The following is a 6,883-nucleotide window of genomic DNA, read 5'->3' as shown; positions in this document are numbered from 1 at the left end:
CATCCACTACGCCGCGGCCTATCGAGGAATCCTCGCCCTCTCTGGAATACTGGATCGCCCGCTTTCGCGGGCGATGACAGCTGTGCTAGGGGAGGCGCGCTGACGTACAGCGTTTGCCGTTGTAGGTTTACGCGCTGATACAGGACCGCCGCCATGCACGACATCAAATCGATCCGCGATAATCCGCAAGCCTTCGACGCCGGCCTCGCCCGGCGGGGTCTGAAGCCGTTGTCGGCGTCGCTGCTTGCGATCGACGAGAGGCGGCGGGCGGCGATCCTGGCCTCGGAGCAGGCGCAGGCGCGGCGCAATGCAGCGTCCAAGGAAATCGGCGACGCCAAGAAAGCCAAGGACGAGGCGCGCGCGGCCAAGCTGATGGCCGAGGTTGCAGAGCTCAAGACCACGATGCCGGAGCTCGAGGCCGCCGCGAAGGCTCTCGACGAGGAGCTCACCAAAGAGCTGTCCGCGATTCCGAACATTCCATTCGACGAAGTGCCCGATGGCATGGATGAGCACGGCAACGTCCAACACCACGTGTTCGGCGCCAAGCGCAACTACGGCTTCGCGCCGAAGCTGCATGACGATCTCGGCACCGCGCTCGGCTACATGGATTTCGAGGCGGCGGCAAAACTCTCCGGCGCGCGCTTCGTCGTGCTGAAGAAGGGGCTCGCGCGTCTCGAACGCGCGATCGGCCAGTTCATGCTCGACCTGCACACCACCGAGCATGGTTACACCGAGATCAATCCACCGTTGCTCGTGCGCAACGAGGTGATGTTCGGTACCGGGCAGTTGCCGAAATTCGAGGACGATCAGTTCTGGGCGATCAAGGGCGAGCTGCTGGCAGAACCCGATCATGAACGGCTGAAGACCGAGCGCCTTGGCCTCATCCCGACCGCCGAGGTCTCGCTCACCAACCTCGCGCGCGAGTCCATTCTCGACGAGAAGCAGCTGCCGATGCGCCTCACCGCGCTGACGCCGTGCTTCCGCGCCGAGGCGGGCGCGGCCGGGCGCGACACCCGCGGTATGATCCGCCAGCATCAGTTCACCAAGGTCGAACTGGTCTCGATCACCACGCCCGAGACCAGCAAGGACGAGCTGGAGCGGATGCTGTCCTGCGCCGAGCAGGTGCTGCAGAAGCTCGACCTGCATTATCGCGTGATGACGCTCTGTGCAGGAGACATGGGTTTTTCGTCGCAAAAAACCTATGACATCGAAGTGTGGATGCCCGGGCAGGGCGAGGGCGGCATGTTCCGCGAAATCTCCAGCTGCTCGGTCTGCGGTGATTTCCAGGCGCGCCGCATGGATGCGCGCTCGCGCGGTCCGGACGGCAAGCCGCGCTTCGTGCACACGCTGAACGGCTCCGGCACCGCTGTTGGCCGCGCGCTGATTGCCGTGATGGAGACCTATCAGCAGGAGGACGGTTCAATCGCGGTCCCCAGCGTACTCCAGCCCTATATGGGCGGGTTGAAGGTGGTTGCGCGCGAGTAAAGTGTGATTGCCCGCACGCAATGGCAGAAACGTTTGGTTGCGAAGTTCGGGCCGCCGGCTATCCTGCCGATGACCTGCGAATGCGAAACCACCGTCCATGGCCTTGCACCGCGATATCTTCTGGATCGGCCGACAATGGGCGGTGACGGGTGCCGGCATCCAGGCCGTCGACCAGCGCTTGCGTGGCGTGCTGGACATCGACATCGCGCGGCTTTGGGACGACGCGCTCATTCAGGATCGCAGAGCGAAGGCCGGCGTCAATGTCGTGGATTTTGACAAGGCGCTGACGGTGGCGCGGGGGCGCTATCCGCAGATGCCGGTGGCGGAGCCGCTCGTCGCGCAACTCAAGGCGCTTGGCGTCATTGAAACAACGCCCGCCGCGAGTCCGGCCCTGCCGGCAATGCAACTGCGTGCGGAGGGCAGGCTGGCGCGCTTCCTGCCGCAATGGCGGGTCCGCCGTTAGAACGGACCGGGCAATTGCTGCGCTGCGGCGATGAGCATGAATCACGGGTCAGGACTGCGCCGAAGCCGGTTTGCCTGACGTGTGATAGCCGGATAAGACGGCCTGACCCCAGCTCAGGAATCGACCCCCGGCATGCGCATTCTCTGCACCAATGACGACGGCATCCACGCTCCCGGCCTCAAGGTCGTGGAGGAGATCGCACGCGCGCTGTCCGACGATGTCTGGGTGGTGGCGCCCGAGCTCGACCAGTCCGGCGTGTCGCATTCGCTGTCGCTGAACGATCCCCTGCGCCTGCGCGAGGTCGGCGAGCGGCACTTTGCCGTGCGCGGCACCCCGACCGACTGCGTCATCATGGGCGCGCGCCATATCCTCGGCGCCAAGCTGCCCGACGTCGTGCTCTCCGGCGTCAACAAGGGGCGCAACGTTGCCGAGGACGTGGTCTATTCCGGCACCATCGCCGGCGCGCTCGAAGGCACTATTCTGGGTATCCCGTCGTTCGCGCTGTCGCAGGAATTCAGCGTCGAGACGCGCGAGCGGCCGCCGTGGGACACCGCGCGCAAATTCGGGCCCGACATCCTGCGCAAGGTGATCAAGGCCGGAATCCCCAAGGACACCGTCATCAACGTCAACTTCCCGTCATGCGCGCCGGAAGAGGTGCTCGGCATTCGCGTGACGCGGCAGGGCAAGCGCAATCTCGGCTTTCTCAGGATCGACGAGCGCAGGGACGGGCGCAACAATCCCTATTTCTGGATTGGCTTCGAACGTACAGCGATGATGGATACGCCGGCCGAAGGGACCGATCTCGCGGCGCTGCGGGAACGATGCGTTTCGGTCACCCCGCTCAGGCTCGACCGCACCAATGAAGCGTTTTCCGAAGAGCTGAGCGCGACGTTGAAGTAGGGTTAGCCGGCGCGAAGCGCGGCTTCGATGGTCTTGCCGAGCGCATCGAGCTGAAACGGCTTCTGAAGCGCGGGCCGGTCGCGATATTGCTCCGGCAGGCCGGATGAGCCGTAGCCGGTCGCGAAGATGAACGGGCAGCCCTTGGCCTTGATGACGTCGGCGACCGGCGAGATCACCTTGCCGTTGACGTTGACGTCGAGGATGGCGATGTCGAACTCGGTCGCCTGGGCGAGCCGCATCGCCTCGGCGATGTCGCCTGCTTCGGCCGCGATCTTGTAGCCGAGCTCTTCCAGCATATCCGCAACCATCATTCGGATCATGACCTCGTCCTCGACGAGAAATACAGAGCGGCCCGAGAGCCCTGTCGCGGTCATTGTCGTTGAGTCCTTGCCCATTCCCGAAAACGTTCGCAGATAACACGAATCGACGCAATGCGCGTTTCGCCTAACCGGCACTTGAAAATGGCCGTGGTGGCTATCGGCTCCAGGCCAATTTATGGCCAAATCCTAAGCGCAAAGGGTTATCATGGGTTCCCCAGCAGGAACAAGATTCTGGCTCTGGACATTGGGGCGGAAACCATCGATCCGGGACCGGATGAGACGACACGAGCAGCGATGACCTCCAATCAGCCCCCGCCGGAAAAAATGATGTTTCAGCTCACGCTGAGACGTCGCGGCATCAGCGATCAGACCGTATTGCGGACCATGGAGGAGGTGCCGCGCGAGCTCTTCGTCGAGGCCTCCGATCGCGACGGCGCCTACCGTGACAGCGCGCTGCCGATTGCCTGCGGGCAGACCATCAGCCAGCCCTTTGTCGTCGCCTACATGACCGAGCAGCTTCAGCTCCAGAAGAGCCATCGCGTGCTCGAGATCGGCGCCGGCTCCGGCTACCAGGCCGCGGTGCTGTCGAAGCTGGCGCGTGAGGTCCTCACCGTTGAGCGATATCGAAAGCTCGCGGACGCCGCACGCGCCAGGCTCGAAAAGCTCGGCTGTCACAATGTCGAGGTGATGCTCGGCGACGGCTTGAACCTTCCGCCGAACATCGGTCCGTTCGACCGCATCATCGTCACCGCCGCGGTGGAGCAGATTCCGGAGAACCTGGTCGAGCGGCTCGAGGTCGGCGGCATCCTGATCGCGCCGGTCGGCCCGCATCAGGGCGTGCAGACGCTGACGCGGCTCACCCGCAGCGAGGCCGGGATCGAACGCAGGGAACTCGTTGAGGTGCGTTTCGTGCCGGCGCTGCCTGGCGTGGCGCGGGAGCTGTAAAACTCCGGATCGGCAGTGCATCCAAGATCTTATTGGGAGGGTTAAGCCGTTATTTACTCGGCGCGTGTTTACTTAAAAAACCAGTTCTGTTGCGTACGAGTGAGTAACCATGTCTGTTGTCGCCGAGTTGCTTTACTCGCGCCGCGTACCGCAGGTCGCGGTGCTGGCGCTGATTTCCTTGAGTTTCGCAGGGTGCAGTGCCGACATGTCGTCGCGGCTGTCCCAGTCGAACTTCTCAAATCCCTTCTCGTCCGAGCAGACCGGTTCGGTGCAGCAGGCGCCGCCGGCGCAGCGCGAGCTGCCGCAATATGCGCGGCCGCAGACCCAGCCGGGCTCTTATCAGTCCCAGGCGCTGCCGCCGCCGGCAGTCGCTGCGCCGCAATCCTATCCGGTTGCGGCGGGTGGGGGCGTCTCTGGAGGCGGGCGGGGGCTCGGCTCCTACACGCCGCCGGCTCAGCCGCGTCTCGAAGCCACCGGCACGGTGCCGCAACGCTCCGTCGCGGCCGCACAGCCGGCTGGCGGGACCAAGATCATCGTCGGCACCAGCGACACGCTCGATGTGCTCGCCAAACGATATCACGTGACGCCGCAGGCGATTCTTGCCGCCAACGGCTACAAGGGGCCGCGCGCACTTTCGCCAGGCCAGCAGCTCGTTATCCCGCATCCGGGTGCTGTGGCGGCTGCGCCGGCGCCCGTTACGACTCCGGTTGCCGCGGCGCCCGCGATGGCGTCGAAGCCGGTTGCGGCCGTCGCCGCGCCGCCCAGCTTACACTTCGTCAATCACGGCGACACGCTCGCCAGCATCGCGCGCAAGAATCATATCTCCGCGGCCGAGCTTGCTCGCGCCAATGGTCTCGAGCCGTCGGCGAAGCTCAAGCTCGGCACCAAGCTGACCGTGCCGGGCGCCAAGACCGCGGCCGTTACCGCTCCGCTTGCTCCGGCGCCGGTTGCTGCGGCTCCCGTGGCGGCCGCGTTGCAGCCGGTTGCGGCCGCACCAGTGCCTGCCACCAAGATGGCCGCTGTCGCCCAACCGGTGCAGAGCGCGCGTCTGGCGCAGGCCACCACCAATATCGAAGAGAAGCCGGCAGCCGAGGCGCCCGCAAAGGCGGCCGAGACCACCAGCTCGCTGCCGACCTTCCGCTGGCCGGTGCGCGGCAAGGTGATCACGAGCTACGGCGCCAAGACCAACGGCAAGTCCAATGACGGCATCAATGTCGCGGTGCCCGAGGGTACGCCGGTCAAGGCGGCTGAAGACGGCGTCGTCGCCTATTCCGGCAACGAGCTGAAAGGTTACGGCAATCTGGTCCTGGTTCGGCACTCCAACGGCTACGTGACCGCCTATGCCCATGCGAGCGAGCTGCTGGTGAAGCGTGGCGATACCATCAAGCGCGGCCAGGTCATTGCCAAGTCGGGTCAATCAGGGGAGGTGGCGTCGCCGCAACTCCACTTCGAGATCCGCAAGGGATCGAGCCCGGTTGACCCGCTTCAGTTCCTCAACGGGGCATAAGGCTAGGGCTCCAGTTCGGGGCACTCCATCACCACAAAGCACGCCGTCATCGCCCGGCTTCGACCGGGCGATCCAGTATTCCAGAGACAGGTGTTATTGAGCCGATAAGGCGCGGCGTACTGGATTCCCCGCTTTCGCGGGGAATGACAGTTGCGGTTTGGGTTATAGCTTCGGCTACAGCTATTTCGCCGCCAGCTTGACACCGAGCCGGCCCGCCAGCTCCTGCACGAACTGCCAGGCGACGCGGCCCGAGCGCGAGCCGCGCGTGGTCGACCATTCCAGCGCTTCGCGCTCCAGCGCCTCGTCGTCGACCTTGATGCCGAAATGGCTGCAATAGCCGCGCACCATGGCAAGGTATTCGTCCTGGCTGCAGCGGTGGAAGCCGAGCCAGAGGCCGAAGCGATCCGACAGCGAAACCTTTTCCTCGACCGCTTCGCCGGGATTGATCGCGGTCGAACGCTCGTTCTCGATCATGTCGCGCGCCAGCAGATGGCGGCGGTTCGAGGTGGCGTAGAGGATGACGTTCTCGGGCCGCCCCTCGATGCCGCCTTCGAGCACGGCCTTGAGCGATTTGTAGGACGCATCATTGCCGTCGAAGGAGAGGTCGTCGATGAATACGATGAAGTTGAAGTCAGCGTCGCGAAGCTTCTCCATCAGCGTCGGCAGCGTTTCGATATCCTCGCGATGGATCTCGATCAGCTTGAGTCTGTCGGCGGGCTTGCGGTCCGCGTTGATGCTGGCATGGGCCGCCTTCACCAGCGACGACTTGCCCATGCCGCGCGCGCCCCAGAGCAGGGCGTTGTTGGCAGGCAGGCCGTTGGCGAAGCGCTCGGTGTTCTCCATCAGGATGTCGCGCATCCGGTCGACGCCCTTGAGCAGGAACAGCTCGACCCGGCTGACCCGCGGCACCGCCGCCAGGCGGCCGTCGGGGTGCCAGACATAGGCGTCCGCCTTCTCGAACGACTCGCGCTCGATCGCCGGCTTGCCCTGGGCGGCGAGGTGGGTCGCAATGGTCTCCAGCGCGCGCGCGATGCGTTCCTGGGAGAGCTCAGGGGAGGCCTGAGGGGCAGCCTTTGAGACCGCATTGGGGCGTTTTGCCGCGACCAGGGCGGGCTTCAAAGCAGGGGCACGGGGGCCTTTGCCGGCCGGGCTTTTACTTGGTTTTTTGGGCATGTCCGAAGTTCCTGAGAATGCAGCCTTATCGGGCCTGACGGCGCGCCGCAAGGTGGCCAAATCGCCGGTCTGGCAGCGTTGCAATTGGGG

7 protein-coding genes are annotated in these 6,883 nt (G+C 64.8%); 5 read left to right on the top strand and 2 right to left on the bottom strand.

Annotated features, from left to right (window positions below):
* Positions 1-153 precede the first annotated feature (153 nt).
* The 3 genes from serS (at position 154) to surE (ending at position 2,848) form a co-directional block, all read left to right on the top strand.
* A complete protein-coding gene (gene serS, locus AOQ71_RS32370; protein ID WP_057755775.1) occupies positions 154-1,485 on the top strand; it encodes a serine--tRNA ligase in 1,332 nt (443 codons plus the stop codon).
* A 97-nt stretch (positions 1,486-1,582) separates the two neighbouring features.
* On the top strand, positions 1,583-1,948 hold the full coding sequence (locus AOQ71_RS32365) for a hypothetical protein (protein WP_057755774.1): 366 nt from the start codon (positions 1,583-1,585) through the stop codon (positions 1,946-1,948).
* A gap of 132 nt (positions 1,949-2,080) precedes the next feature.
* Positions 2,081-2,848 carry a 5'/3'-nucleotidase SurE gene (surE, locus tag AOQ71_RS32360; RefSeq protein ID WP_057755772.1) on the top strand — a complete coding sequence of 256 codons (768 nt, stop codon included), beginning with the start codon at positions 2,081-2,083 and terminating at the stop codon, positions 2,846-2,848.
* A gap of 2 nt (positions 2,849-2,850) precedes the next feature.
* Here the strand turns inward: surE and AOQ71_RS32355 are convergent, their stop codons facing one another.
* Positions 2,851-3,222 carry a response regulator gene (locus AOQ71_RS32355; protein ID WP_057756714.1) on the bottom strand — a complete coding sequence of 124 codons (372 nt, stop codon included), beginning with the start codon at positions 3,220-3,222 and terminating at the stop codon, positions 2,851-2,853.
* 240 nt (positions 3,223-3,462) lie between these two features.
* Between AOQ71_RS32355 and AOQ71_RS32350 the strand changes: the two genes are divergently transcribed.
* Together AOQ71_RS32350 and AOQ71_RS32345 are read left to right on the top strand one after the other, a co-directional pair.
* Positions 3,463-4,113: a protein-L-isoaspartate(D-aspartate) O-methyltransferase gene (locus AOQ71_RS32350; protein ID WP_083514639.1), complete on the top strand. Its 651-nt coding sequence runs from the start codon at positions 3,463-3,465 to the stop codon at positions 4,111-4,113.
* Positions 4,114-4,222: 109 nt separating this feature from the next.
* Complete coding sequence (locus AOQ71_RS32345; protein WP_057755771.1) at positions 4,223-5,620, top strand: LysM peptidoglycan-binding domain-containing M23 family metallopeptidase; 1,398 nt, start codon at positions 4,223-4,225, stop codon at positions 5,618-5,620.
* Between the two features lie 180 nt (positions 5,621-5,800).
* Here AOQ71_RS32345 and AOQ71_RS32340 read toward each other — a convergent pair whose 3' ends face one another.
* Complete coding sequence (locus tag AOQ71_RS32340; protein WP_057755764.1) at positions 5,801-6,793, bottom strand: ATP-binding protein; 993 nt, start codon at positions 6,791-6,793, stop codon at positions 5,801-5,803.
* Between the last annotated feature and the right edge of the window lie 90 nt (positions 6,794-6,883).

Origin of the sequence: Bradyrhizobium manausense (assembly GCF_001440035.1) — a bacterium.
In the GTDB taxonomy this organism is placed as follows: domain Bacteria; phylum Pseudomonadota; class Alphaproteobacteria; order Rhizobiales; family Xanthobacteraceae; genus Bradyrhizobium; species Bradyrhizobium manausense.
The sequence above is the reverse complement of the archived record's forward strand: the minus strand, read 5'-3'. Positions and strand labels throughout refer to the sequence as shown.

What these genes read in the sequence shown, in the direction of transcription:
- surE (WP_057755772.1), top strand. Translation starts at nt 2,081, where the DNA reads ATGCGCATTCTCTGCACCAATGACGACGGCATCCACGCTCCCGGCCTC.
- AOQ71_RS32350 (WP_083514639.1), top strand. Translation starts at nt 3,463, where the DNA reads ATGACCTCCAATCAGCCCCCGCCGGAAAAAATGATGTTTCAGCTCACG.
- AOQ71_RS32355 (WP_057756714.1), bottom strand. Translation starts at nt 3,222, where the DNA reads ATGACCGCGACAGGGCTCTCGGGCCGCTCTGTATTTCTCGTCGAGGAC.
- AOQ71_RS32365 (WP_057755774.1), top strand. Translation starts at nt 1,583, where the DNA reads ATGGCCTTGCACCGCGATATCTTCTGGATCGGCCGACAATGGGCGGTG.
- AOQ71_RS32340 (WP_057755764.1), bottom strand. Translation starts at nt 6,793, where the DNA reads ATGCCCAAAAAACCAAGTAAAAGCCCGGCCGGCAAAGGCCCCCGTGCC.
- serS (WP_057755775.1), top strand. Translation starts at nt 154, where the DNA reads ATGCACGACATCAAATCGATCCGCGATAATCCGCAAGCCTTCGACGCC.
- AOQ71_RS32345 (WP_057755771.1), top strand. Translation starts at nt 4,223, where the DNA reads ATGTCTGTTGTCGCCGAGTTGCTTTACTCGCGCCGCGTACCGCAGGTC.